This is a genomic window from Herpetosiphon gulosus, from assembly GCF_039545135.1.
GTDB lineage: Bacteria > Chloroflexota > Chloroflexia > Chloroflexales > Herpetosiphonaceae > Herpetosiphon > Herpetosiphon gulosus.
The window spans coordinates 119952-144434 of the sequence record NZ_BAABRU010000005.1 but is presented as its reverse complement, the minus strand read 5'-3'; the positions used below and the strand labels follow the sequence as shown (position 1 = coordinate 144434).

Here is a 24483-nt window from a genome sequence, read left to right as displayed (position 1 = left end):
GGATCAACTGATCCTATGTTCTATGTTCTATGTTCTATGTTCTATGTTCTATGCTCTTAAGCCCTAACACTATCGACATTTGGCTCCTCGACTTAACGCGGCTGCGACCTCAACGTAGCCGCTTTTGGGCTGTGCTCAACCCTGAGGAGCAAGCGCGAGCCTTGCGCTTTCACTTCGAGCGTGATCAAACCCGCTACACGATTTGCCGTGGAGCAATGCGCCTGATTTTGGCCGAATATCTTGGCCGTGATCCAAGCAGCCTCGAATTTAGCCAAAACAACTATGGCAAGCCCTTGTTGGCCGATGTTGATTTGAGCTTTAACCTCTCACATGCTGGCAACTATGGAATGCTTGGCCTCAGCCAACTCGCAACAATTGGCGTGGATATTGAAGAACAACGCCAGCTTGACGACTTGGCAGGCATTGCTCAGCATTATTTTGCTCCCAGCGAACGCCAAGCCGTGCTGAATGCTGATGATCAGACTGCCGCCTTTTTTCGCTGCTGGACACGCAAAGAAGCCTATATCAAAGCCCATGGCATGGGTTTGTCATTGCCACTCTCTAGCTTTGCGGTCTCGATCGAGCCAGAAATTACCCAAGCCCTCGAATGGAACCGCGAAAACACCGTCGATCAATGGCATATTCAGCCACTCAGCGCACCCGCTGGCTATGCCGCTGCCCTCGCTTGCCCACGAGTAGTTGGAGCAATGCAGGTGCAACAGCGCGATTGGCTGGGCTTGCCCGAGTAAAGCGTGAAAGCCTCATTTTTTGTCAAGCCGCCAGCCCTGTGTTAAAATGCGCTATTGCGTTGAGCACGCACTAGCTTGAAGGGCTTTTGATGCAGCGGTTTCTCCAATCTTCGATCATTCTTCTTCTGACCATGGCTTTATTGGGCCTTGGCAGCCTGTTGATCGCTCAATGGTTACGCCCTGATCGTTCACCCCGCATCTGGACAGGCGGCAATATTTTGGCCAACGCCGATTGGCACAGCGCCGCCGATAATGGCATTCCTGACGGTTGGTCGGGCAATGGCCTCAAACGCGCCGACACCACCAATGGCTATGTGCTCGATGATCAATATAGCTTGCAGTTATATGGGGTCAATAGTTTTGCCCGCTCACCGCGCTTAACTACCCAAGCAGGCCAGCGCTATCGACTAGGTTTTCAAGCCTTGATCGATCCTGGCACGCAGCGCAGTAGCGTGGGCGCACAAATTCAGGTTTGGGTACATTGGGTCGATGCAGCTGGCGATGATATTCGGCTGGATAAACAAGCCCCCGTTTTGCTGGGCTTCGATAACCAAGGTGCACCAACTTGGACTCCCGTGCTGGTTGAAACTGAACCCAGCCCCAATCAAGCGACGTGGCTAGCAATTTCAATCCACGCGCTTTCTGATGACCCAATTTATCTTGATAATTTGAGTATGGCAGCGGCTGGCATTTACATCGAACCCTATCCGCAGGGCGCAATTGCCGCCGTGAGTTTTAGCGTCGATTGGGAAACTGCCATGGGCGGGGCGATTCACTCGCTCAGCTTACCAACCAATGCGATCAGCAGCGCCACAACCTTGGGTTTGCAAGCTCGCCAAGGCACATACAATTTGCTGGACTTGTTTGCGCCGCATCAGATTCGCGGCACATGGTTTGGCAATGGCTATAATTTTTTATTTGGCAACCAAGAGCGCCGCACTTGGATGGGCGATCCAACCTTTGCTTGGGCTGCCAGCACGCCGCGCCGTTGGCAAACCATCGATTGGTCGCAAACCCCGTGGTTCAGCTATGATCCCTATGGCACGGTCGCGAGCGATCCAGCCTGGTATTTTGGCGATTTGCTCGAACCGCTGCAAACGGCACAGCAAACGATCGAAAGTCATACATTTAGCCATATGTACGTTGGATTTGCCCATGCCAAAGAGTTAGCTAGCGACAGCGACGAGTGGCAGGCTTTAGCAATCAGCCAAGGCATTGCACCTGCTAGCAGTTTAGCTTTTCCGTATGGCGGCAGCGATGGAATGACCGAAGCCCACTGGCAAACCTTGCAGGCCGCAGGCATTCGCACCGTCGTGCGCACCCGCGTGCTCGATGCCAGCAACTTGCAGCGCGGCTTGAATGATCGCCACTTGTTGATCGATCGGCTCTGGTGGCAACCGCGCCAATTGCCAGGCCACGATCTGGTTGCCTTGCCCGATGTCTACCTGACCCCACAAACTGCCGTGACTGCAACCAACTATTTGCAGCGAGCGATCGCTAGCGGCGGCGTGATCGATATCTATGCCCATAATTACGAAATTTACAACCCTGAGCAAATTGGCGTTTGGCAAACGGCAATTCAACAGGCCATAGATGCGCAAGCGTGGATCGCCACGGTTCCAGAGATTGCCGACCGCTGGCGAGCACTCCAAACGCTCCAAATCACCATCAAACAAACTCCTGATCAACTTCGGCTTCAGCTCGCCAATCCCAGTCGTTTCGATTTAGCCCAGCTTAGCTTGCGGCTTCCGGCTGAGAGCATTGGCAGCGATAGAGGCAACTTTGATCAGGCTAACCATCGGCTGATTCTTGATTTACCAGCAAACTCCGCCGAGGAGATTACGATATGGCTCAAACCATCAACGCCGCACGTACCGTAAATGGCCAACGTCGTCGGTTGGGCGGCTTTCATTGGTTTTTGTTGTTGCTGACGATTGGCATGACCTTGCTGATTTCAGCGCCAACTCTGTTTTTTCAAACGGTTCAATACGATGCCAGCGCCACAATTCAGCTCGATGCCCAGCGCTATCGCAGTTTTATGGCCGAGCAAGCTTTACAAAATCAGTTGTGTGATGCGAGCCGCAATGTAGTCAAAAGCATTTTGCCCAAATTTGGTAGCAATACCTTTGGTTCGGCATGCGCCGCGCCCGCCGCTGATGGCAGTTTGGTATTAACCGCTCAAGCCACTTCGCCCGAAAATGCCCAAGCTGCCGCCGATTACACCGCCCAAAAACTGATTCAGCAAATTCGCGCGGCTGGTGGTCGTGATAGTTTGCGCCGTTTGATGGAGTATGAACTGGGCTTGTTGCTCAAGAATCAGCCCGCCAACGATGAGCTTGGGCGACGTTTGCGCGAATTAATCGGCGTGCAAGCCTTTGATTTTTCGCTGCATGCCAGCACTGAACTGCCAACGATCAATGCCGAAGATTTGAATGATCTGATTCGGGCATTTGAAGTGCGTTTTGATCAAATTGCTTTTGAGTTACGTCAACCAGATTTGCCTGTCGAACGGGCACGCGATCTCAAAACTGCCCGTGGTTTGATTGGCACGATCTTAACCGATGTGCTCTACTCCGACCCACGCTACCAATCAGACGATAGCCAAATCAGCGCTGCGTATGTCAAACAAGCGGCAATCTTGCCAACCGAAGCTCGTTCACAAAATTTTGTGCTTAAATTCGGTTTAGCCTTGATTGTTGGGATTGTTGGCGGCTTTTTGTTAGTACTAGCCGATCGGGCAATCGGCATCGTCGATAAAGTTCGTGAGCTGTGGGAATATCGCGAATTGATTCGCAACTTGGTGCTGCGCGATTTACGCTCACGCTACAAAAACTCGGCTTTGGGCTATGTTTGGTCGTTGCTCAATCCATTGTTGATGATTTCGATCTTCTATTTAATTTTTGGCCTACTGCTGAATTCCAATATTCGCCATTTTCATATTTTCTTGATGGTGGCGTTATTACCGTGGAATTACTTTATCGGCGGCATGGCTGAAGGGATGATGAGCGTAATCAGCAATGCCAATTTGGTCAAAAAGGTCTATTTTCCACGTGAAATTCTACCAATCACCACATTAATCTCGAATTTGGTGAATTTTATGCTGGCCTTACCGATCATGTTTTTGATTATGTTCATCACTGGTGCACCAATCAAAGCCACACTTTTATTGATGCCGGTGATTATTGTGATCGAAAGCATGTTTATTTTGGGCATGATTTTATTCTTATCATCGGTGATCGTGTTTTATCGCGATGTTTCGCATATTATGGGGATTGTGCTGCAACTGTGGTTTTTTATCACGCCAGTATTTTATCCTTTAGATAATATTGCCAGTGCCAATTATGCCAAACTGGTGCGCTGGCTCAATCCCATGGCCTCGATTGTCGATTTCTATCGCGATATTGCCTATGGTGGGGTCACAACGATTCCCGATTATCCAACGCCTGGCTTGCCCAGCCTCGATGGAGTTGCCCGAACTGGCCTGACCGCCCTGATTGTGCTGTGTTTCGGAGCCTATGTGTTCAACCATTACAGCGCCAGATTTGGCGAAGAACTCTAAGCGAGGCAATTATGATTATTTTTGAAAATGTTTCCAAGCATTTTACGATCAAGCGTGATCGGCGCAATAGCATTCAGGAACGCATCGCCGGTTTATTCAAGCCCCAAGTTATGCCCGACGAGGATTTTTGGGCGCTGCGCGATGTCAGTTTTACGATCAATCGTGGTGAAACGGTTGGCTTGATTGGCCACAATGGTTCGGGTAAATCGACCACACTCAAGCTCATTACACGGATTTTGCAACCCAACAGCGGCAAGGTAATTGTCGATGGCCGTGTTTCGGCCTTGCTTGAGCTTGGTTCAGGCTTTCACCCCGATCTAACAGGTCGCGAAAATATCTTCTTGAATGGCTCACTGCTCGGCTTCAATCGCATCGAAATGGCCGAAAAAGTGCCAGCGATCATTCGCTTCTCCGAGATGCAAGAATTTATCGACATGCCCGTCAAGCACTATTCATCGGGGATGTATATGCGCTTGGGCTTTGCCGTGGCAATCAACGTCGATCCCGATATTTTGATCACCGACGAAGTGCTCGCGGTTGGCGACGAGCTGTTTCAGCGCAAATGCTTGGATCGAATTTATCAACTCAAACGGCGTGGCAAAACAATTTTATTTGTCTCGCATGCCTTGGGCCAAGTGCGCGACTTATGTGATCGAGCCTTGTGGTTTCACCATGGCAATTTGATGACTGACAGTGCCCCAACCGAAGCGATCGACGCTTATTTAGCGGAAACCAACCAACGTGATGCCGCGAGGATCGAGGCCGAAAAAGCCGCCGAAAACCCCGAACCAGAAACACCCAGCACCGAAGAAGAAGCCAAAAGTGCTGAAGAAATTGAGTTTGATGCACGCCGCTGGGGCAGTCGCGAGGCTGAAATCTCCAAGGTGGAATTGCTCAATGCTGCTGGTGAAGTCATTCAGACCGCAACCACAGGCCAAGCCTTAACCATTCGCATGCACTATCAAGCCCACCAACCAATTGAAAAACCGGTTTTTGGCGTGGCGATTCACCATCGCACAGGCTTTCACATCAATGGGCCAAATTCGCGCTTTGCTGGGCTAGAAATTCCCCAAATCGCCGAACAAGGCTATGTTGATTATCAAATCGAAAACCTGCCTTTGCTGGAAGGCAATTATGAACTTTCGGTAGCATTGTATGATCATACCCTGACTCATGCCTATGATCATCAAGACCGTAAGCATGATTTACGGGTTTACGCGGCCTCGATTGGCGAACAATTTGGCGCAATTTATATTCCTTCGCAATGGTCTTGGCATAAATAAACTGGATCACAGCAGCATTCGCTGGTTAATCCGCAATAGTTTAATGCAGGGAGAACTTTATGCTCAAAACTTGGCTCAAACCACAAGAATGGTCGTTTGATCGGTTTCTCCTATGGATTGCTGGATTAATGCTGCTGGGAATGGCGTTATTAGTTCCTTTACAAAGTGATACGTGGTGGTTGTTGCGCACAGGCCAAGATATTGTGCAGCAACGCACGATTATTACCACCGACCTGTATAGCTGGACCAATCAAGGGAATTTTTGGCCCAATCACGAATGGTTAACTCAAACATTAATGTATTTATTCTATGCAATTGGTGGTTTCCCACTACTAGTTGGGGTATTTGCGGGCATCATTGTATTTACATGGCATTTAATCTATCGTTCAGAAAAAATCAATCCAAAATTAGCAATTCTATTTCTAACCCTTGGAATTGTAGATAATGCTAAAGGCTGGAGTGTTCGGCCACAAATTATCACCATTTGTTTATTTGTTCTATTAATTTTGATGATTCAAAATCGTAAATATCATTGGTGGATTATTCCATTTATGCTGGTTTGGGCCAATCTGCATGCTGGCTTCGTGGTTGGAATGGTATTAATTGGTATTATTACTGCGGTAAATATTGTCCAGCGCCAAGATGTTGTGCGTTGGCTCGCTATCAGTGCGCTCTCATTTTTGGCAAGCTTATGCAATCCGCATGGCTATGAATTATGGTTATTCACGCTTAATTCGCTTGATAGCAGCACCTATGCTTATATCGAAGAATGGCAACCGCAAAAGTTTACTAAATTTGCGAGCTATCCTTATTTTCTACTGGTTACGGTGCTTGGTTTAGTTTGGTATCGACGACGTTATAAGCCAAGCACCAATTATGAATGGTTTTTAGTGCTTGCAACAATTTTATTTGGCATAATGGCATTCCGTTCAGTACGTCAAAATGTCTTTTTTGATGTTCTGGCAGTGTTATTATTATTCAAGATCTATGCAGTAACGCCCTACAAGCCAGGCAAATTGAGTGCCTTTGAGCCAATGCAAGGAGTTATTTTAGGCTTAACGGCGATTATTGCAATTGGCTTAGTCATTTTTAGTTGGCTGCAACGCACACCATTATTATCACCAGCGATTCTTGATTCAATGAAGAATTGTCCTGGGAATATCTATAATACCTATAATAGTGGCGGCGATTTAATTTGGTATTTGCCAGAACGACCTGTTTTTATCGATAATCGTTTTGATCCCTATCCGACCGATTTCATGAATACCAGTATGCAAACTGAAGATAATGGGCAATATCAACCATTATTTGAACAATATAATATTGAATGTGCCTTAGTAGAAATTGGCAGCCCAATTGGCAAAAACCTGCAAGCCGATAATTGGCAGGTAATCAGTCAAAATCAAACCTATCAAGTATTTTCTCGCCCATAGCCTAGTTCAACGATATTGCCAAGAAATTGGATTATCGTCAGGGAGGTTTTGCATGCGTCGATGGTTTTCGATCAGTTTGCTGTTGATTGTAACAGCATGCAGCACAACCGGAACACCCACCGCCACTGTGCCAGCCCAACCCAGCCCAACCGCCACGCTAGCGGCCAGCCCAACCCTAGCACCAACGGCGACAACCCAGCCTAGCCCAACCAGTGTGCCAACTGCCACTCCGATCAGCAGCGACCCCCGCACTGGGCGACCTGCCATGGCCCGAGGCACACTAACCCAACGCCCCTACATCACCATGATCGATAACTTTCCGGCGGCTTATCCGCAAACTGGCTTGGATCAGGCAGCAGTTGTGTTTGAGGCCTTGGCGGAATACGGCGTTACTCGCTATATGGCAGTTTTTACGCCCGAATTGGCTGAGGTTGCAGGCGATCTGGGGCCAGTTCGCTCGGCTCGGCTTTATTTTGTGCAATGGGCCATGGGTTTTCGAGCGGTCTATACCCACGCTGGTGGTAGCCCCGAAGGCCTCGAACGCCTCGCCGCCGATCCTAATGATTTGGTGATTGATATCGATTTGGTTAGCTTGGAAAGCCGCCAGATTTTCGATTACTCCCGCCGCTCGTTACAGCGCGAGGCTCCACATAATTTGTATACCAGCGCTGCTCAAATTGCCCAATATGTTGATGATCGGGCGAGCGACAGCGCTGAGGCCGATGTTAACGACGTGGGCTTTTTATTTGAGCCAGAAGCTCCGGTGGCTGAGCCAGTTAGCACAATTGATTATTTCTTCATCTACCCCGAAGATCCGGCGGGCTGGCGCTACGACCCTGCCACCAACGAATATGCCCGTTTGCGACGCGGTGCAGCGCACGTCGATGCGGTCAGCGGAGCACAGCTAACCTTCAAAAGTGTTGTGACGATGGAAGTATTCGAAGCTCCGATCATCGGCGATGATAAAGGCCGCATCGATCAGCAGGTGATTGGCGAAGGTCGAGCGTTGGTTTTCGCCAATGGCTCGCTCCAAGAAGCTACGTGGCGCAAGGATTCCGAATCGGCTCCATTGCGTTTTTATGATCAGAGTAACGCTGAAATCATGTTTCCAGCTGGACCAATCTGGATCGCCGCCATGCCTAGCTTGGATAATGTAAGTTATCAGTAGGGACGAGGGATCAGAGGTTAGGGGTCAGGGATCAGGTTTGATCCACGAAGGACACGAAGAGCACGAAATAATTAATCTTCGTGGTGCTTCGTGTCCTTCGTGGATCAATCATTCAACATCTTTCAAGGTGCGCGAGGCCAAAGTTAATAAAAACAAGCCATAGCCGACCAAAATCGCTATATTCGTCCAGATCACGCTCGCGCTGGGCGTTTTGCCAATAATTTCTTGAATTGCATCGTTGGCATAGAACAATGGAAAGGCATGACCAAGCCAATTAGCCCAGGTTGGCAATTGCTCAGGATTAATCAACAAGCCCGAAAGAAACACCGACGGCAGGATAATCATCGGAATAAAGGGGAAAACTTGGCCTTCATGCCGCGCGAAGGTCGAGATAAACATCCCCAACATCACCGAGGTAATTGCCAGCAACCAAATTACCCCAAACAACATCGCCAAATCAGCCCAAGCATATTCTAAATCGAACAACCACAGAGCTTGCGCCAAGGCAATTGCTGCTTGGAAAGTGGCCAGCAGAATATAGCCCAGCACATAGCCGCCGATAATTTCAATCCGCCGAAAGCCATTGATAAACATCCGCTCTAGTGTTCCGGCGGTGCGTTCTTGGACTAAGACAATTGCACAGAGCAAAAATGCCAAAAAATGCACCATAAATGCAGTGATCGGCATGATATAGCGGGCATTATTGAAGCCCTTGGGCATGGTATCGAAGAAAATTTTCAACAGATAAATAATTAGCAACGGAGCCATGACCGATAACCCAAGCAAGCGTTTATCGTGGCGCAGCTGGGTTAGCACCCGTTTGGCAACAACTAAAATACGGCTCATTCGGTCACCTCGCTTTTTTGCAGCATGCGCAGCACAATCGTTTCGAGCGAATCGGGGTGTAACGCCAACGTTTGAATTGTTGGATTCAGCCCATAGCTATGTAAGGCTTCGGCTAATGCGTCGGGCGTGCTAACAATTTGCTGGTCAGTGGTTTGCTCAGCTTGTTTGATGATTAATCGGGTTTGACCATGCTCCAAAATCGCTTGGGGCGTATCGACAATCAAAATTTTGCCAGTTTGTTGGATAGCAAGGCGGTCGCAGAGCAAGGCTTCATCCATCAAGTGGGTACTGATAAATAAGGTTGTGCCAGCATTCGCCAATTCGCGAAAGAGCTGCCACGAACGCACCTTAAGATGCGGATCGACTGCCGCAGTCGGCTCATCAAGAAAGAGCATACGTGGTTTGTGCAGCAGAGCACAGGCTAACGAGACCCGTTTTTTCATGCCGCCCGAAAAGCCATACACCGGATGATCTGCGCGGCCAGTTAATTCGGTAAATTCAAGTGCCGCTTGAATCCGTTGCTCCAACTCGGGCACGCCGTGAGCACTGCCAAAAAACCGTAAATTTTCGCGGGCCGAGAGATCTTCATACAGCGCCACGCCTTGGGGCATATAGCCAATCAAGGCACGGAGATTAGCTTGATCACGTAATGGATTAAGGCCAAGCACCTGCCATTCGCCGCTATTGGGCTTGAGTGCGCCAACCAAGGCCTTAATCAAGGTTGATTTGCCAGCCCCATTCGAGCCAAGCAAGCCGAAAATCATGCCTTCAGGCACCGTCAAATCGACACCTTGAAGGGCTTGGACATTGCCGTACCGTTTGGTGAGTCCCCGAACTTCAACAGCGTTCATGGGTTTACTCCTCTGGCTTGAGTCCATTCAGAAAAATATCAATAATCGTTGCAATATGTTCGTCGTCGGTTAATCCATCGGCCTGCAAGCTGGGCAAAATTACTTTGCTCAGCATTTGAGGCATGAGCATCCCCATAAAGGCGCGGGTGCTGGCGCGGGTATCGTGCTGGCGTATCCGGCCAAGCTGAATTTGATGGATCAAATAGCCTTCCAGAAATTGCTTGATCTGCGGCACAATCTGTTGGTTGATCACCTCAGTTGGGTTACGTCCCAACAGCATTTCACCCAAAAGCACCCGCATCATCTGCACAGTGCGCGGATTATCGCCTGCTTGCAGGTAGCCTTTGGCCAATAATCCCAGCAATTGCCGTGGCTCTAGATCAAACAAGCCATCAAGCGATTGCATATTTTGCAAGATCGGCATTTGAACTTGCATCACTGCTTCGAGCAACGCATCTTTGTTCGGAAAATACCAATAGATCAAGGCTGGCGACTGAATCTGGGCGCGGGCGGCAATTGATTTGATCGTGGCCCCCCGAAAGCCTTTTTCGGCAAATTCGGCCCGTGCAGCCTCAAGAATAGCCTCGCGCCGTTGCTGTTGTTCATCAGTCATACCTTACCTCAAAAACTTGATTGAACGTTCAATCAAGAGTATAACTAATCTAAATAGGGCTGTCAAGGGGAATTTTGGACAAACAAAAACGCGATCAAAAAACTTGATCGCGTTTTTGCTGGAGCCTAGGCTACTTGCTGGCCCACGGTATCCAAACATCATACTCGTTGAGCACAGCCGTACTCGTCGGAGTTGGTATGTCAGTCGGTGTATTCGTCGGTGTGTTGGTTGGCGTATTCGTCAGTGTATTCGTTGCCGTCGGTGTGTTGGTTGGCGTGTTAGTTATCGTTGCTGTATTCGTCGGTGTATTGGTGGCCGTTGCTGTATTCGTCGGTGTATTGGTGGCCGTTGCCGTATTGGTCGGCGTATTCGTTGCAGTGTTGGTTGGCGTGTTCGTGGCCGTTGGTGTGTTGGTTGCTGTCGCGGTTGGCGTTGGAGTTGGCGTACTACCGCCAGTGCCTTCGCGCAACGGGCCAGCTACGGCTAAGCCATAGGGTTGGCTAGCAATTGGCACATTATGCGCATTAACCTCAATTTGATAAGCCCCAATTTGCGGATTATTGATAATGACCCCTTCGACGTTATTGGTGCGATCGCCAGTGCTCTGATTGTTGCCATAATAGCGCGTACCATCAGGCCCAATCACCACCAAATCAAGATCGTTAACCAATTGTTGGGCCGCTGCCAACGAGGCTGGCGGATCTGTCCAGTTGAGCATAACCCGCAACGGTTGAGTATTGGTCAGCACAGTTAGCGGCTGGTTGGCAGTATGATTGTAGGTAATCGTTTGGCCTGTGCTCAAGCCAGCAGTTCGATCGGCCACCCACAAATGATAGGGGGCAGGTTTGGTAATAAAGCTTAAATTGCTGCGACCCCAGCCAGCCACACTATTTGGTCGATTGTAGGGAATTTCTTGGGTTACGCCCGTGCCATATTGACCTGGCGCAATATCAACCGTGGTATTCAGGGCAATTGCTTTGATCACTGCTGCACTTGGGGTAATCATACCTTGGGTCGCCAGCCATTCGCGAATAAGCGCAACCGTACCAGCAACCAACGGTGTGGACATCGAAGTACCACCCGAGTACACATAGTTGCCATTGGTTTCGTGCACGCCCCATAAGGTGCTAGCACCACTACCATAGGAGCGCGTTGAAACGATATTTGTGCCAGGCGCAACCAAATCGGGTTTGATTCGGCCATCATCAGTTGGCCCACGCGATGAAAATGCCGCCATGCCATTGGCATCATCAGAAAGCGTATCGGAGAGAATTGGCTCGGTTGCAAAACAAAAGCTGAGCAACAGCCAAGGTAAGCCCGTATAACCACCCGTTGGGCGTGGGCTTTCGCTAGCGCCAACCGTAATCACATTTTTGGCCGTACCCGGTGCTAATAACGAATCAGGATCGACTACGCCATCACCGCCAGTACAAAAGCCTAATTCACCAACCGTTCCATCGGCTCCGCTATTGCCAGCCCCAAACAGCATCGTATAATCGGGGTGTTCCCACAGAAATTGGTCAGTACGCTGAGCACTATAGGGGTAACCACCAAACGAAGCCTCGGTATCAGTCACAGGTCCAGTCAGATCGCCCCAACTATTACTATGGATACGAGCACCTGCGTCATAGGCTTGTTGGAACATGGGGTAAAAATCGGTAGGCAGGCCAATAATGTTGCCACTAAGGTCAGCCTCAAAGGCTTGGACGACTAACTTAGCTTCAGGCGCAATCCCCGCCATCGAACCAGTATAGCTATGCGTAGCTGGGTTTGAGCCAGAAAGTGCGCCATTCCCAGCAATCGAGCCAGCAACGTGGGTTCCGTGGCCATGGTTATCATCCCAATGCGCTCCAGCAGAGAGCACATGGGTCGCTTGAATTCGATTGGCAAAATCGTTGCTGACCGTTGCCAACGAGCCAGTATCCAAGCCTGTGTCGGTGTAGGCTACAATTTGATTTTGGCCATACAACTGGTGGTTAGTCCAAACCGGCTCGACTTGTTGAACTTGACGAGCATATTGATCAGCCAATTTAGGTGTGCTTGATACTTCAATCCAGCGTACTTCGTTAATCCGCGCAAGCTGGAGCAGTTGATCAATCGTCGTGATGGCATCGAGCTTGAGGCCTTGGGCTTTGACCGCTTGCTCAGCGCTGGCCAGTTGGTTATCCCAGCCAATTGTGCGTAAGGGCAAGCCTTGGTAGCTCCCAGTTTGGATTAGCCTCAACAAACCAGGCTGAAACTTATCAGCCAACGTCCAATCGCCACGGGCATAAAAACCATCGAGCCGACTAGCGGCAGCTTGTTGGGCAGCCGAGCCACGCACCAAATAGGCATAATCAGGTAGATATTCAATAATGCTTAACCCAGTAGCTTCGAGTGCTTGCCGCTGCTTGAGCAAAATTGGCCCACTAAATTGAATAACCGCATACTCGGCAACCGCCTGTAACAACGGATCATTTTGGTTGGCCTGATTCACCACGTTGAGATCGATCGTACCGCGTTGCAGATACAACTTGGGCGGGATTGTCGCGCTAGGGGGTTTGCTAGCCGCGCTTCCTAGGCTTAAAAAAATTAAGCCTAGCAGTAAAAGACCATGAAATATTCGCATGCCGACCTCCAGGTGGTTGTGGTAGGTGTGCCACGAGAGAATTATAAATATTGCACACCGTTGAGGGAAATCAATTGTATAAGTATAAAAAATTTTTACCCAAATTACTAGGGTGAATTTGAGTAAAGGATGAAGGATGAATTATGAGGGATGAAAGATCAAAGAATCTATGAATTGGAATCAGGCTTCAGGCAAGCGGATTTACCGCTGAGGCGTAGAGGGTGATAGAGGTCAGGGGTCAGCAATCAGGAGTCAGTATTGCTGATTGTCCAGCTAATTCAAAACAGACTCCTTGTCCCTGAACCCTGACCCCTCGCCCCTTCGTGCTCTTCGTGCTCCTTCGCAGATCAACCTACCCCAATTAACTAGAGAACGTGCTATCATAGGCGCACAATTCTACCCAGCCAATCTAGATAGGTTGCATCGTATTATGACATCTGCGCCATCAACTGGCACGACCTCGCTGCGTCGCCAAACCAAAATTGTGCTAGGAGCCAGCCTCGTGCTGCTGGTAGTTGTGCTTATTTTCCCACTGCGCATGTTGCTGCTCCAATCGTTTGCCGAGCTTGAAACGACCTCAATGCAAACCGACCTTGATCGGGTATTGAATGCCTTACAGTTTGAGCAAAATCGGCTCGACACGGCCTTGGTTTCATGGTCAACCTGGGATGATACCTATGCCTTTATCGAGGCTCCCGATGCTGATTATATTAGCAACAATGCTGGCGATGATGTTTTCGCAACCTATACATTTAATATTATGGCCTTTCTCAACCAACAACAAGCCTTGGTGTATGGACGAATGGCCGATGCAGATACATTTAGCGACTTACCAGAAAACTTTTTACCATTTGTGCAGCAAATTCCGCAACTAACGACGTTTAGTGACTCCAGCCAACGCAACTTGGGCATTGTGCGTTTTCAAGAGCGAATTGTGTTGGTTGCTGCTCGCCCGATTATTGATAGCCAAGGTCAAGGGCCAATTCGCGGCACGGTGATTTTTGGGCGCTACCTTGACCAACAGGTGCTTAATGATTTAGCTGCGGTCACATTATTTCCCTTCAGTTTGGAAGATGTGCTCAATCCACCAAGCGATCTGACAAGCAGCATTCAGCAATTGAGCGATGTCAATCCCCGCCAAATCATCCCAATCGATGAGCATGCCTTACGTGGCTTGCAGCAAATCAACGATCTCCAAGGTAACCCAGCCCTGATTATCAATATTATTCGGCCACGCACAATCTACAACCAAGGTCATCATGCCTTGCAGTTTGTGGTGATTTTGACCTTTGTGGTGACGGCTATTGGTGGCTTGGTATTGTATTTTTTGCTCAATCGAGTGGTCATCAACCGCGTGTTGCGCTTGAGTAACGAAATCAAACACGTTGCCAATAATCTGCATGAACGGGTAGCAGTGGTGGGCAACGATGAGGTTGCGGGCTTGGCGACCAGCATTAATCAAACCTTGAATGTGCTCGAACAAGCGCAGCTCGCAACCGCAGCCGCAGAAGCTGAGCGCAATCAACTGCAAGCCAATACCCTAGCTGCCCAAACCGAACAACTTGCACTCCAAGAACAATTGATCAAAGCCCAAGAATTTGTGATCGCCGAGCAAGCTACGCCGTTGATTCCCTTCCGTGATGATATGCTGGTGATGCCCTTGGTCGGCGCGATCGATCAAGCCCGTGCTAACCACATTTTGGGCACATTATTGCAAGGGGTTGAGCAACAACACGCTCGGATCGCCATCATCGATATTACTGGGGTCGCCCAAATTGATGGCTTTACCGCCGAGATGTTGCTCAAAGCCGCCAAGGCTGTACGTTTGCTCGGCGCTCAATTAGTGCTAACTGGCCTCAGCCCAGAGATTGCTCAATCGTTGGTTGGCTTCGGCCAGCAGTTGAACCAACTTACCACATTTAGCACCTTGCAGGCAGGCATTGCTTGGAGTATTCGACGCTAAATTCGCTCTTCTCAAGCAATTTTGGCCATGCTATGATGGGGAACAGTTTTGTTCCCCATTATTAATGTTTACCCGAACCAAATCAAGGAGCAGAAGTATGGCCGATTATCATGTTCCGCATGCAGCTCAAACCCACGTCAGTTTTGCTTGCCCTGAATGTGGTAGCAAGAAGCAAACGATGAAACCATTACTGACCTCGGGTATTCACATGTTTCGCTATTATGTCCAGTGCATTGACTGTGGCTATGAATATACCTATAAAAAGCCCTTGCCCAATTTGAATCGTCAATTGCGCAAGGACCCTTTAGCCTGGTTTATGTTAGCAGCAATGCTGTCGCTGTTTGCCTTTATGCTCTTTGGTTAGCGGCGCAGCAAGCGCAAACCATTGGCAACCACCAATAACGTGCTACCTTCATGGCCAACCACGCCTAACGGCAGGGGAATATTGCCAAACAAGGCTGAAGCGATCAGCACCACAATCACGCCGCCAGCAAAGGCAATATTTTGCCAAACAATGCGTTGGGTGCGACGGCCAAGCCGTAAAGCTTCAGCCAATTTCAGCAAATCATCACTCAGCAACAACACATCGGCACTTTGCACAGCCACATCAGTGCCAGCAACGCCCATTGCCACGCCCAGTTGAGCAGTAGCCAAGGCTGGCGCATCATTCACGCCGTCGCCAACCATCGCAACTGGACCATAGCGTTGTTGCAATTCTTCAATAATTTGGGCTTTGTCACCAGGCAAAAGTTCAGCACGAACATCATCAATGCCAATTTGGCTGGCCACATGCTGGGCTACAGCTTGATTATCACCAGTCAACAGCACCACTCGTTCCACACCCGCAGCGTGCAGCGCGGCAATCGCTTGCTTGGCATCAGGCCGAATCGTATCAGCCAAGGCAATTAAGCCCCATACTTGTTCGGTAGTGCCAACACCGATCACGGTTGCGCCTTGGGCTTCAAGTTTGGCAGCTTGGGCGAGCACCGCCTCGCCCCATAAACGGGGCCGACCAACCTGCACCAATTCGCCATGAACATCAGCTTGCGCACCCATCCCAGTGATCGATTGGAAATCAACCGCAATTGGGACGTTCAGTTTCTGATCTTGAGCATGGGCGACAATCGCTTTCGCCAAGGGATGTTCTGAGAAGGCTTCGACCGCTGCTGCTGCGGTTAGCCATTGTTCAGTTGAGCGTTGACCAAGATCCACAGTTTGCATCACGCTCAATTGGCCAGTCGTGAGCGTCCCTGTTTTATCCAAGGCCACGACTTTAATTTTAGCAGCAGCTTCAAGATAGCGCCCACCTTTGAATAACATCCCGTGGCGGGCAGCATTGGCCATGGCCGAAAGCATCGCCGCTGGAATTGAAATCACCAAGGCACAGGGCGAGGCCACGACCATCAGTGCCATTGCGCGGTAGAGCGTGGTTTTAACGCTCCAATCGAGAAACAGCAACGGAATCGCAATCGCCAACAAGGTCATGGCCACCACGGCATAGGCATAATATTGGCCAATTACCCGATCGGTAAAATCTTGGGCTTTGGCTTTTTGGCTGCGAGCTTCGGCCACGGTTTCAATAATTCGTGCCAAGGTCGTATCACCAACCGCCACGGTTACCTCGATGGTCAGTGCGCCAGTGGTATTGAGCGTGCCAGCAAAGACCTTGCTGCCAGCGCCTTTATCAACTGGCACTGATTCGCCAGTAATTGCTGCTTCGTTAATTGACGAAGCGCCGATCCGCACAACCCCATCAACCGGAATCCGCTCGCCAGGCCGCACCAATACCCGATCGCCAATCGCTAAATCGGCGACGGCCACCACTTGTTGCGTACCATCGGCAGCGATCAGCGTTGCTTGGTCGGGAGCCATCTCCAATAGTGCATTGACGGCCCGATGAGTTCGACCCATGGCATAGGTTTCGAGCGTATTGGAAAGCGCAAACAAAAACATCAAAATTGCGCCTTCGCGGGGCTGACCAACTGCCGCTGCCCCGATTGCTGCCACAATCATCAAGAAATTAACATCGAATTCGCGTTGGCGCAGGCTTTCCCATGCATTGCCCAGCGGAAACCAGCCGCCGCTGGCAAACGCTACCACATACAATAACCAAGGCAACCAAGTTGGCACGCCCGCAACACTTCCGGCAACCCAGCCCAAACCTGTGGCGATCAAACAAATCGCGGTTAGGCGCATCATCCATGGCAATGCTGCTAGCTCATCAAGCTCGGCTTGGGCCTCAGCATGCAGGTGGCGGCTATTAACACTTGTGGTAGTCATGATACCTGCTCCTTAGCAATGAGAATCATTCTAAATTGCTGATAAAAAAATTTCGGCTATTAAACCTGTTTTATTAGTTTTATTTAGAATGATTCTAAATTGAGTCTAAATAAAAAGTGCCGAAGCACTCTTTACTGATTTAATTTTTACAACGTTCGCAACGCCCGTAGACCACCACATTGGCTGATTCAAAGGTTGCTCCGGCGGTTGAGGCGATCTGTGCCAGCATCAAATCAAGCTGTGGTGCATGACAATCGATAATCGCGCCGCATTGCGAACACACAAAGTTCATATGCGGAGTTGTATCGAGGTCATAGCGGGTGTGCTCATCGGTATTCAACGGCATTGGCTGAATAACCCCCAGCTTTTCCAAGGTTGTAATCGTGTTATAAACCGTGGCCTGACCAATGCCATGCTGCTTAACGACTTCGACAATCTCAGCAGCAGTAGGATGCCCGCCATGACGAGCCAACGCCCAACAAACCGCTTCGCGCTGCGGCGTTGGCCGATAGCCATGATGTTCCAATTCGCGTAATAGGCGACGCGCCCGCTCTTCAGGTTGCATAATTGCCATTGTGCTTCAACCTTAGAATGATTCTAATTACTATTCTAGCATCAGGATTCATTTTTAGCAATATTTGCGGGTAACGTCAAGTTAAGCTTCGACAACAATTGGGGTTTGGCAAGAGCCAAACCCCAATTGTTATCAGAATCTCTCAGTAGCATTCATCCATAGATTTAAAGCTAACCCCGTAGATTATTAACGCATTGCCGCAGGCAAATAGACCTGCTTGGTCGGCACAAAGACCGCCACACCCAACGATGCTACCGTGCCCACTTTGGTAAAATCGCCAGCGACATACACATGATTGCGATCAACACTCAGTGAGTTGACGCGACCATTGGGCTGGCTCAGCAAGCCCCGGAAATTCGTGCCATCAAAGCTCGCAATTGGGCCTGTTGTCGCCGCATCAATGGTGCTGAAATCGCCGCCAAGATAGAGCGCACCATCATCACGCCCAGCCATGGTATAAATGCCACCGTCAGCTGTAGCAATTTCATCCAAACTGCCATCGGGATTAATTTCGTAGAAATTGCCAGCAGTATTGACCATGAACAGTTGGCCGCGCCACATGTCAAGGCTATAACGGGCCTTAGGCACTTCCATAAACTGAATTTCGTGCCAATTTTGGCCATTCCAACGCTGAATTTCTAAAAATTTCGAGTCTAAATCATTGAGTAGATTAATTGCATAGAAATTATTCTCGAAGAAAAAGAGATAATCCGAGCGATTGAACCAATCTGGTTGGAGCCGTGGATTCAAGCTCGTGCCGTCAAACTCCAAAATACCAGTGATTGGTTGACTGGCTTGTGGTTGAGCCAGATAAGCAAAGATCTGTTGGCCTGATTCATACCAATAAACTGTATCTGAAACATTAATATTTGCGCTCGTCCAGGTTGTGCCATTCAAACGCCAAACATTACTAGCCGCTTGACCAGTAGCCAAGGCTTGCGGCTCAAGGAAAAAGCTATAAAGTTGATTGTTGGCGCGATAAAACTGTGAAAGGCCAAACGAATCGTTAGTATCGGTTGCCAAGGTTTCCCAACTCGTGCCATTCCAGCGTTGAATTGAACCTTGGGCACTACCAACTCCATAATCGGTAATTACTGGACGACCAGCATCACCACTGACCAAGTGTTGATCATCAATTACCGTCAAGGTCGCCAAACTTTGGGCTTGGGTGCCATTCCAAGCAACAATTTGGCTTGGATTAGCATTCAGCACTAATTCGCCGCCAAGGTAAAGGGTCGAGCCATTGCTGGCCAAGGCGGTCAATTTCGTAATCGTCAATGGCAAATTGGCTGCTTGCCATTGATTATTTTGCAATTTCAATAATTGCTGATTAGTTTGAATATAGAGATCGGAGCCTAAACCCACTAAACTATCAATCGAATTATCAAGCACATTGCCAATACTAACTGCGTTTGAGCCATCCCAGCTATACAGTTGGTAGGTTTGATTAGTGAGATTATAGCCCACGAGATAAATCGTATTATTCGCTGAGTAGACCGTAAAGGCACTATTAGCAATGCCTACATCAAGCGCTACCCATTGATTATCGACCAAACGCGCCAAACGGCTATCCACGCCATCAATTTGGGTAAAATAGCCACCAGCAATTAATTCATCAGCATCAGAGGCAAAGCTGGTAACTTTACCATCGAAGATTGTGGCTTGCGGTTGGACAGCGCCATTCCATTGCCCAATTGCATAGGCAAATTCGCCAGCAAATTGGCTAAACTCGCCGCCAATATAGAGGGTTTCGCTATAGCTATGCAAGGTTGCGACCGTAATATCTGGCGAAAAACGATGCAATAATCCGGTAATGCCATTGCCAATTGGCTGAAAACTTGTACCATTCCAACGGGCAATTTTGTTTTGGGCTTGTTGCAAGCGCTCAAAATCGCCAATCGCAAATAGCTCATTCTCAAATGGCAATACTTTGTGAATTTTGCCAACATCATTTGGCTGAAGCCCATAGCCATTCCAGTTTGTGCCATTCCAACGAGCTAAACCATTCACTTCCGTTTGATTGATAAAGTTAAAATCGCCTGCAACATAGAGATTATTACTCGCATCAACTGTCAATGAATCAATCGAGCCAGCTTTTTGAAAGCTGTTGCCAAGCGAGCTATCCCACGTACCATTAATTGGGGGCAATGTGGCTGATTGTTCAGCTACTGCACTCAACAACGTTCCGCCCATCATCACGCCCACGGCCAAGGTCAAACTGACCAGCGTTCGAAATGGTTTTCTTGCCACTGCAATCATCCTTCCTACTACACACACACGATTGCTTTACTATACGCTAGCTAAATCGGATTGTGCGCACGATTTTGGGCTTGGGGATCGGGAGTAGGGGCCAGCCGTCAGGGGCTAGGGAGCAGCAGTCAGGACTTTGGCGCAGAGACGCAGAGGAGCGATGGCTATTGGCTAAAGGCTATCGGCTATCGGAACAATTTGAGCCTTCCCTATGATCTTCGATAGCCAAAAGCCCATAGCCTAGAGCCTGCTGTATCCTTCGTGCTCTTCGTGTCCTTCGTGGATCAAACAGCCTAACCCAACAATTTTGGAGCTAACAACATGCAGCAACGTAAACCTGATCTCGACCACATTATGGTTACGATTAATCATCCTTTTGGTACTATTGAAACTCCTCTAAGCGAGTGGATTGCCATTGGGCCAGGCACGCGACCACTCCTCGCCCCAAGTGCTGCCTATGATACTGAAACAGGCGCAGCCCTGCCGCTTAGCGTCATCCCATTTCGATATCGCAATACATTGTTATCGCGCTTGCTGGTTCGCTTGAAATTACTACCCAACCCATGGCCAAATACGTAGCTTGGTTTATTATGATATTGGGGATCGGGAGTAGGGGCCAGCCGTCAGGGGCTAGGGAGCAGCAGTCAGGACTTTGGCGCAGAGACGCAGAGGAGCGATGGCTATTGGCTAAAGGCTATCGGCTATCGGAACAATTTGAGCCTTCCCTATGATCTTCGATAGCCAAAAGCCCATAGCCTAGAGCCTGCTGTATCCTTCGTAAATCCAATCTAGCCCCTGACCCCTACTCTATATGGTATGATGACATGGGTTTACCCACCAAAGAGTCGAGTAGCGCAGGAACAATCATGTCACTCCCAAATCAAGCCACCCCAATCGAGACCTATCGCCAACGCAGTGCCAGCTATCAGATTGAATTAGAGCAGCTCCGCCAACGCTCGGATCGCTTTGCCAATCTCCGATTAGTATTGTTCGGCACAGCGCTATTTGCGGTGATTTTTGGCTTTGCCAATGCACCATGGTGGTTTGTAGTGGCGGCTGCTTTGCTGATTGGCTTTGTCTGGATTTTGATTCAACATAATACGGTTGAAGAGCAGCGCCAACGCAGCCAAGCACTCTATCAATTAAATCAATATGGCGTGCAACGCTTGGAGCGCGATTGGGTTAATTTGCCCTTGCGCCTGCCAAGCCTCGAAATTCCTGCCGATTCATATGCCAACGATTTGGATTTGGTGGGTCGCGCTTCGTTATTGCACTTACTTGGGCATCTGCCTACGGCCTTGGGTTTGGATACGCTTTTGAGTTGGCTACTGGCTCCAGCAACCCCCAGCACCATTACATCGCGCCAACAGGCCATTGCTGAGCTAGCCCAAAACTTACAATTGCGCGAAGATTTGCACGTAGCAGCCCATCATGTCAGCGCTGAACGTGCCGATTTTGAGCAATTTCTGGTTTGGACAGAACAGCCAGCCCGAGTGCTCAACCGTATGTGGGTGGTTTGGCTAGCACGGTTGTTGCCAATCGGGCCAATTGCTGGCTTGGTGGCCTATTTGGCTGGCTGGACGAATGTGCCCTATTGGTTGGTGTTGTTTATTCTCAATATCATCGTCAGCAATGGCTTAGGCTTATGGGCCAATCAGGTGATTATGGCGGTCAGTGCGCGGCGCAAAGGCTTTGCTGGCTTTGGCGCATTGTTTCGAGCAATCAACGAGCCACAATTTCAAGCCACTTTGTTGCGCCAAGCCCAAAGCCAATTAACTGCCAATGAGGTTCGCGCCGATCATCAGATGGCTCGTTTGAGCCGCTTGTTGAGCCTTGCCGATCAGCGATTTAGCTATTTTTATATTGTGTTGCAAGGCTTTAGTTTGTGGAATATTCACATCGGCTGGTTGCTTGAGCGTTGGCAGCGCGATGTGCGTGGTCAAGCCCGCGCGTGGCTCACAACCTTGGGCGAAATTGAAGCGCTGGCTGCCCTCGCCACTTTGCAAGCCGACCATCCGAATTGGACGCAAGCCCAATTGCAGACCAACGATCAGGTTATTGCTACCGGTTTGGCCCATCCGTTGTTGCGGCCAGATAAAGCGGTGGCAAATGATCTCAGCATCGGGCCAGCAGGCACGCTCTTTTTGATTACTGGCTCGAATATGGCAGGCAAAAGCACCTTGATGCGAGCTATCGGCCTCAATATTGTGCTAGCTCAAACGGGCAGCGTGGTATGTGCCAGCAATTTGCAACTGCCAGTGCTACGGCTAGCCACCAGCATGCGCATCAACGACTCGCTAGAACAAGGCGTTTCGTACTATATGGCCGAATTGTTGCGGCTCAAAATGGTTTTGGGCGAGGTTGAACAGGCGCGGGCAGCAGGCCAACCAGCGCTCTTCTTGTTGGATGAGATTTTGCATGGCACCAATACCCGTGAGCGTACCGTTGCTGCTCGCCATATTATTGCCCGCTTAATTGGCTTGGGTGCGATTGGCGCGGTTTCAACTCATGATTTGTCACTGGCAACCGCGCCCGATATTGCCGCCATCAGCCAACCGTGGTATCTGACTGAGCATTTCGAGCGTGGCGAAGACGGCCCAAGCATGACCTTCGATTATCAATTGCGAGCTGGTTTAGCGCCCAGTACCAACGCCCTCAAACTGATGGAAATCGTTGGGTTGGTTGATCAGGATGTGCCGCTGAACGTTGCCGCCAATAGTTAGCAGGCCCATTATGCGCCGACTGTTTGATATTTTGGCAATTTGTGTGCTTTTGGGCTACGCTTGGCTGGCAACTCGCAGCCAAGGTGGCGCTGATGATCCCGTCTGGCAACGTGCCAAGGCGCGGGGTGTCTTGGTGGTTGGCACCGATTTTGGTTTCTTGCCATTTGCCCAATTAGAAGGCCAACAACCAACGGGCTACGATGTGGATTTGGTTGAGGAAATCGCTCGCCGCCTCGATTTAACCGTTGAATGGCGGCAAATTGGCTACGATGGCTTGTTTCCGGCGATTGATCCAGTCAATCCCAATCAAGTTGATCTGATTGCCGCCGGAATTATTCAGAATCCAGCTGAGGGGTGGCGGGCACGCTATAGCCAAGCCTACCTTGATGGCGGCCAACAATTGTTGGTTAGCTCTAACAACCCAATCACCCAACAAAACCAATTAACTGGCTTGATTTCAGTCCAACTTGGCTCGCCAGGTGAGAGCTTAGCCCGCCAAATGTTCAACCCGCAACAGATCGACAATAGCCCATACATCGAAATTGCTACTGCCGATCTGGTGGTACGGGGTTTTTCAGATGCAGCGATTGTTGGGAATCTAACCGCCTTAGAAACCAACAATCGCCAGCAAACCCGTACCCTTGCAAGCCTCAGCTACGAGCCATTTGTCTTGGCGATGCCAATTACTGCCTACGAATTGCATAACCAAATTAATCGTGAGCTTGGTCAACTCCACACCGAAGGCTGGATCGCCAAGCTCAACCAGAAATGGTTTCCTTAGCGCAAACGCGCCACCAGCGTGCTAACCCCAATCACCAAGAAAATAATTAGCCCAATATTGAAGCCAACGGCAAATAGTGCTGCCAAAATCGCCCCAACGGCAAACGCACCCGCCCCAGCAATCTGCATCATCAAGCCACGTTTACGCGTGGCCCAATCGATCACCCGCATAATTGTTTCGCCAATCACAGCACCCATAAAAAAGAAGAGAAACAGCGGGAAAAAGCTACAAATATAGGCTCCAATTCCACCAATCACCAAGCTAATCGCCCCAGCCTTAACTGCATCAAGCGGCTCAACTTGGTAAATTGGCGATCGGCGTTCTTTACGACATTCAGGGCAAATAAAGCCCACAGGCGTGCGTTCGCTGCATTTCGAGCAGATTGGCCGCGCACATTGAATACAGCGCAAGCCGGTTTCGACCGTCGGATGGCGATAGCAATAGAGCGTTTCGCTCGTGGGAGCCATCAACGGGGTTGGGTCAATCGGCGGCAAATTAACCGCTGGGTGTGGATTAGCCGCGCCACTTTTGAGCGCCGCCAACGCTCCTTGGGCGGCAATATTTTCTGGCTCTACTTGCAGCGCCTGCTCAAGCAACAACCGCCGCTCGTTAAATGTCCCCACTACTTCAGCCAAAGCAATTAACACAGCGACATCATTTGGAGCAAGCCGATTGGCTTTACGCAAGGCATTACGGGCAGTCGTTTTATCGCCACGTTGCGCCGCCTCACGCCCAGCACTCAACAAGGTTCCAACATCTTCAGTTTGTTCAAGGTCAAGCACAAAATTCTCCTTTCATGGCC

The 24483-nt window shown here is 49.6% G+C and carries 19 protein-coding genes; 11 read left to right on the top strand and 8 right to left on the bottom strand.

All coding sequences use genetic code 11. The features are described 5' to 3' along the window. Positions 1–50: 50 nt before the first annotated feature. From ABEB26_RS08250 to ABEB26_RS08225, 6 genes are all read left to right on the top strand, one after another. Positions 51–749 carry a 4'-phosphopantetheinyl transferase family protein gene (locus ABEB26_RS08250; protein ID WP_345721495.1) on the top strand — a complete coding sequence of 233 codons (699 nt, stop codon included), beginning with the start codon at positions 51–53 and terminating at the stop codon, positions 747–749. An 89-nt stretch (positions 750–838) separates the two neighbouring features. Further along, positions 839–2629, top strand: a complete 1791-nt coding sequence (locus tag ABEB26_RS08245; RefSeq protein ID WP_345721494.1) for a polysaccharide deacetylase family protein — start codon at positions 839–841, stop codon at positions 2627–2629. Further along, on the top strand, positions 2596–4308 hold the full coding sequence (locus ABEB26_RS08240) for an ABC transporter permease (protein ID WP_345721493.1): 1713 nt from the start codon (positions 2596–2598) through the stop codon (positions 4306–4308). The genes ABEB26_RS08245 and ABEB26_RS08240 overlap by 34 nt, the downstream gene beginning before the upstream one ends. Positions 4309–4319: 11 nt before the next feature. Continuing rightward, positions 4320–5591 carry an ABC transporter ATP-binding protein gene (locus ABEB26_RS08235; protein WP_345721492.1) on the top strand — a complete coding sequence of 424 codons (1272 nt, stop codon included), beginning with the start codon at positions 4320–4322 and terminating at the stop codon, positions 5589–5591. Between the two features lie 59 nt (positions 5592–5650). Beyond that, positions 5651–7024, top strand: a complete 1374-nt coding sequence (locus ABEB26_RS08230) for a hypothetical protein (protein ID WP_345721491.1) — start codon at positions 5651–5653, stop codon at positions 7022–7024. Between the two features lie 52 nt (positions 7025–7076). Continuing rightward, entirely contained in the window at positions 7077–8192 is a 1116-nt protein-coding gene (locus ABEB26_RS08225; RefSeq protein WP_345721490.1) for a DUF3048 domain-containing protein, read from the top strand. Between the two features lie 108 nt (positions 8193–8300). Here ABEB26_RS08225 and ABEB26_RS08220 read toward each other — a convergent pair whose 3' ends face one another. The 4 genes from ABEB26_RS08220 to ABEB26_RS08205 form a co-directional block, all read right to left on the bottom strand. Then, the gene (locus ABEB26_RS08220) at positions 8301–9038 is read right to left on the bottom strand and encodes an ABC transporter permease (protein WP_345721489.1); all 738 of its coding nucleotides are present in this window, start codon (positions 9036–9038) and stop codon (positions 8301–8303) included. Next, positions 9035–9889, bottom strand: a complete 855-nt coding sequence (locus tag ABEB26_RS08215) for an ABC transporter ATP-binding protein (RefSeq protein ID WP_345721488.1) — start codon at positions 9887–9889, stop codon at positions 9035–9037. Before ABEB26_RS08215 ends, ABEB26_RS08220 begins: the two co-directional genes overlap by 4 nt. A 4-nt stretch (positions 9890–9893) precedes the next feature. Next, the gene (locus ABEB26_RS08210; protein ID WP_345721487.1) at positions 9894–10502 is read right to left on the bottom strand and encodes a TetR/AcrR family transcriptional regulator; all 609 of its coding nucleotides are present in this window, start codon (positions 10500–10502) and stop codon (positions 9894–9896) included. Positions 10503–10632: 130 nt separating this feature from the next. After that, on the bottom strand, positions 10633–13110 hold the full coding sequence (locus tag ABEB26_RS08205; protein ID WP_345721486.1) for a S8 family serine peptidase: 2478 nt from the start codon (positions 13108–13110) through the stop codon (positions 10633–10635). A gap of 430 nt (positions 13111–13540) precedes the next feature. Here ABEB26_RS08205 and ABEB26_RS08200 point away from each other — a divergent pair, with 430 nt between their 5' ends. Both ABEB26_RS08200 and ABEB26_RS08195 read left to right on the top strand, forming a co-directional pair. Next, entirely contained in the window at positions 13541–15073 is a 1533-nt protein-coding gene (locus ABEB26_RS08200) for a CHASE4 domain-containing protein (RefSeq protein WP_345721485.1), read from the top strand. A gap of 97 nt (positions 15074–15170) precedes the next feature. Beyond that, positions 15171–15437: a hypothetical protein gene (locus ABEB26_RS08195; RefSeq protein WP_345721484.1), complete on the top strand. Its 267-nt coding sequence runs from the start codon at positions 15171–15173 to the stop codon at positions 15435–15437. On the opposite strand, the gene ABEB26_RS08190 is transcribed toward ABEB26_RS08195, so the two are convergent. From ABEB26_RS08190 to ABEB26_RS08180, 3 genes are all read right to left on the bottom strand, one after another. Further along, positions 15434–17353, bottom strand: coding sequence for a heavy metal translocating P-type ATPase (locus tag ABEB26_RS08190; RefSeq protein ID WP_345721483.1), 1920 nt, complete (start codon positions 17351–17353; stop codon positions 15434–15436). The genes ABEB26_RS08195 and ABEB26_RS08190 overlap by 4 nt on opposite strands. A 139-nt stretch (positions 17354–17492) precedes the next feature. Next, on the bottom strand, positions 17493–17927 hold the full coding sequence (locus ABEB26_RS08185) for a Fur family transcriptional regulator (RefSeq protein ID WP_345721482.1): 435 nt from the start codon (positions 17925–17927) through the stop codon (positions 17493–17495). A 186-nt stretch (positions 17928–18113) separates the two neighbouring features. Further along, complete coding sequence (locus ABEB26_RS08180) at positions 18114–20177, bottom strand: hypothetical protein (RefSeq protein ID WP_345721481.1); 2064 nt, start codon at positions 20175–20177, stop codon at positions 18114–18116. Positions 20178–20498: 321 nt separating this feature from the next. On the opposite strand from ABEB26_RS08180, the gene ABEB26_RS08175 reads away from it, so the two are divergent. The 3 genes from ABEB26_RS08175 (at position 20499) to ABEB26_RS08165 (ending at position 23681) form a co-directional block, all read left to right on the top strand. After that, positions 20499–20756, top strand: a complete 258-nt coding sequence (locus tag ABEB26_RS08175; RefSeq protein WP_345721480.1) for a hypothetical protein — start codon at positions 20499–20501, stop codon at positions 20754–20756. Between the two features lie 287 nt (positions 20757–21043). After that, positions 21044–22900, top strand: coding sequence for a MutS-related protein (locus ABEB26_RS08170; protein WP_345721479.1), 1857 nt, complete (start codon positions 21044–21046; stop codon positions 22898–22900). Positions 22901–22910: 10 nt separating this feature from the next. Further along, positions 22911–23681 carry an ABC transporter substrate-binding protein gene (locus tag ABEB26_RS08165; RefSeq protein WP_345721478.1) on the top strand — a complete coding sequence of 257 codons (771 nt, stop codon included), beginning with the start codon at positions 22911–22913 and terminating at the stop codon, positions 23679–23681. On the opposite strand, the gene ABEB26_RS08160 is transcribed toward ABEB26_RS08165, so the two are convergent. After that, positions 23678–24463, bottom strand: coding sequence for a tetratricopeptide repeat protein (locus ABEB26_RS08160; RefSeq protein WP_345721477.1), 786 nt, complete (start codon positions 24461–24463; stop codon positions 23678–23680). The genes ABEB26_RS08165 and ABEB26_RS08160 overlap by 4 nt on opposite strands. Between the last annotated feature and the right edge of the window lie 20 nt (positions 24464–24483).

Excerpts from the sequence above, each read along its gene's own strand:
- ABEB26_RS08250 (WP_345721495.1), top strand. The coding sequence starts at position 51 with ATGCTCTTAAGCCCTAACACTATCGACATTTGGCTCCTCGACTTAACG.
- ABEB26_RS08245 (WP_345721494.1), top strand. The coding sequence starts at position 839 with ATGCAGCGGTTTCTCCAATCTTCGATCATTCTTCTTCTGACCATGGCT.
- ABEB26_RS08240 (WP_345721493.1), top strand. The coding sequence starts at position 2,596 with ATGGCTCAAACCATCAACGCCGCACGTACCGTAAATGGCCAACGTCGT.
- ABEB26_RS08235 (WP_345721492.1), top strand. The coding sequence starts at position 4,320 with ATGATTATTTTTGAAAATGTTTCCAAGCATTTTACGATCAAGCGTGAT.
- ABEB26_RS08230 (WP_345721491.1), top strand. The coding sequence starts at position 5,651 with ATGCTCAAAACTTGGCTCAAACCACAAGAATGGTCGTTTGATCGGTTT.
- ABEB26_RS08225 (WP_345721490.1), top strand. The coding sequence starts at position 7,077 with ATGCGTCGATGGTTTTCGATCAGTTTGCTGTTGATTGTAACAGCATGC.
- ABEB26_RS08220 (WP_345721489.1), bottom strand. The coding sequence starts at position 9,038 with ATGAGCCGTATTTTAGTTGTTGCCAAACGGGTGCTAACCCAGCTGCGC.
- ABEB26_RS08215 (WP_345721488.1), bottom strand. The coding sequence starts at position 9,889 with ATGAACGCTGTTGAAGTTCGGGGACTCACCAAACGGTACGGCAATGTC.
- ABEB26_RS08210 (WP_345721487.1), bottom strand. The coding sequence starts at position 10,502 with ATGACTGATGAACAACAGCAACGGCGCGAGGCTATTCTTGAGGCTGCA.
- ABEB26_RS08205 (WP_345721486.1), bottom strand. The coding sequence starts at position 13,110 with ATGCGAATATTTCATGGTCTTTTACTGCTAGGCTTAATTTTTTTAAGC.
- ABEB26_RS08200 (WP_345721485.1), top strand. The coding sequence starts at position 13,541 with ATGACATCTGCGCCATCAACTGGCACGACCTCGCTGCGTCGCCAAACC.
- ABEB26_RS08195 (WP_345721484.1), top strand. The coding sequence starts at position 15,171 with ATGGCCGATTATCATGTTCCGCATGCAGCTCAAACCCACGTCAGTTTT.
- ABEB26_RS08190 (WP_345721483.1), bottom strand. The coding sequence starts at position 17,353 with ATGACTACCACAAGTGTTAATAGCCGCCACCTGCATGCTGAGGCCCAA.
- ABEB26_RS08185 (WP_345721482.1), bottom strand. The coding sequence starts at position 17,927 with ATGGCAATTATGCAACCTGAAGAGCGGGCGCGTCGCCTATTACGCGAA.
- ABEB26_RS08175 (WP_345721480.1), top strand. The coding sequence starts at position 20,499 with ATGCAGCAACGTAAACCTGATCTCGACCACATTATGGTTACGATTAAT.
- ABEB26_RS08170 (WP_345721479.1), top strand. The coding sequence starts at position 21,044 with ATGTCACTCCCAAATCAAGCCACCCCAATCGAGACCTATCGCCAACGC.
- ABEB26_RS08165 (WP_345721478.1), top strand. The coding sequence starts at position 22,911 with ATGCGCCGACTGTTTGATATTTTGGCAATTTGTGTGCTTTTGGGCTAC.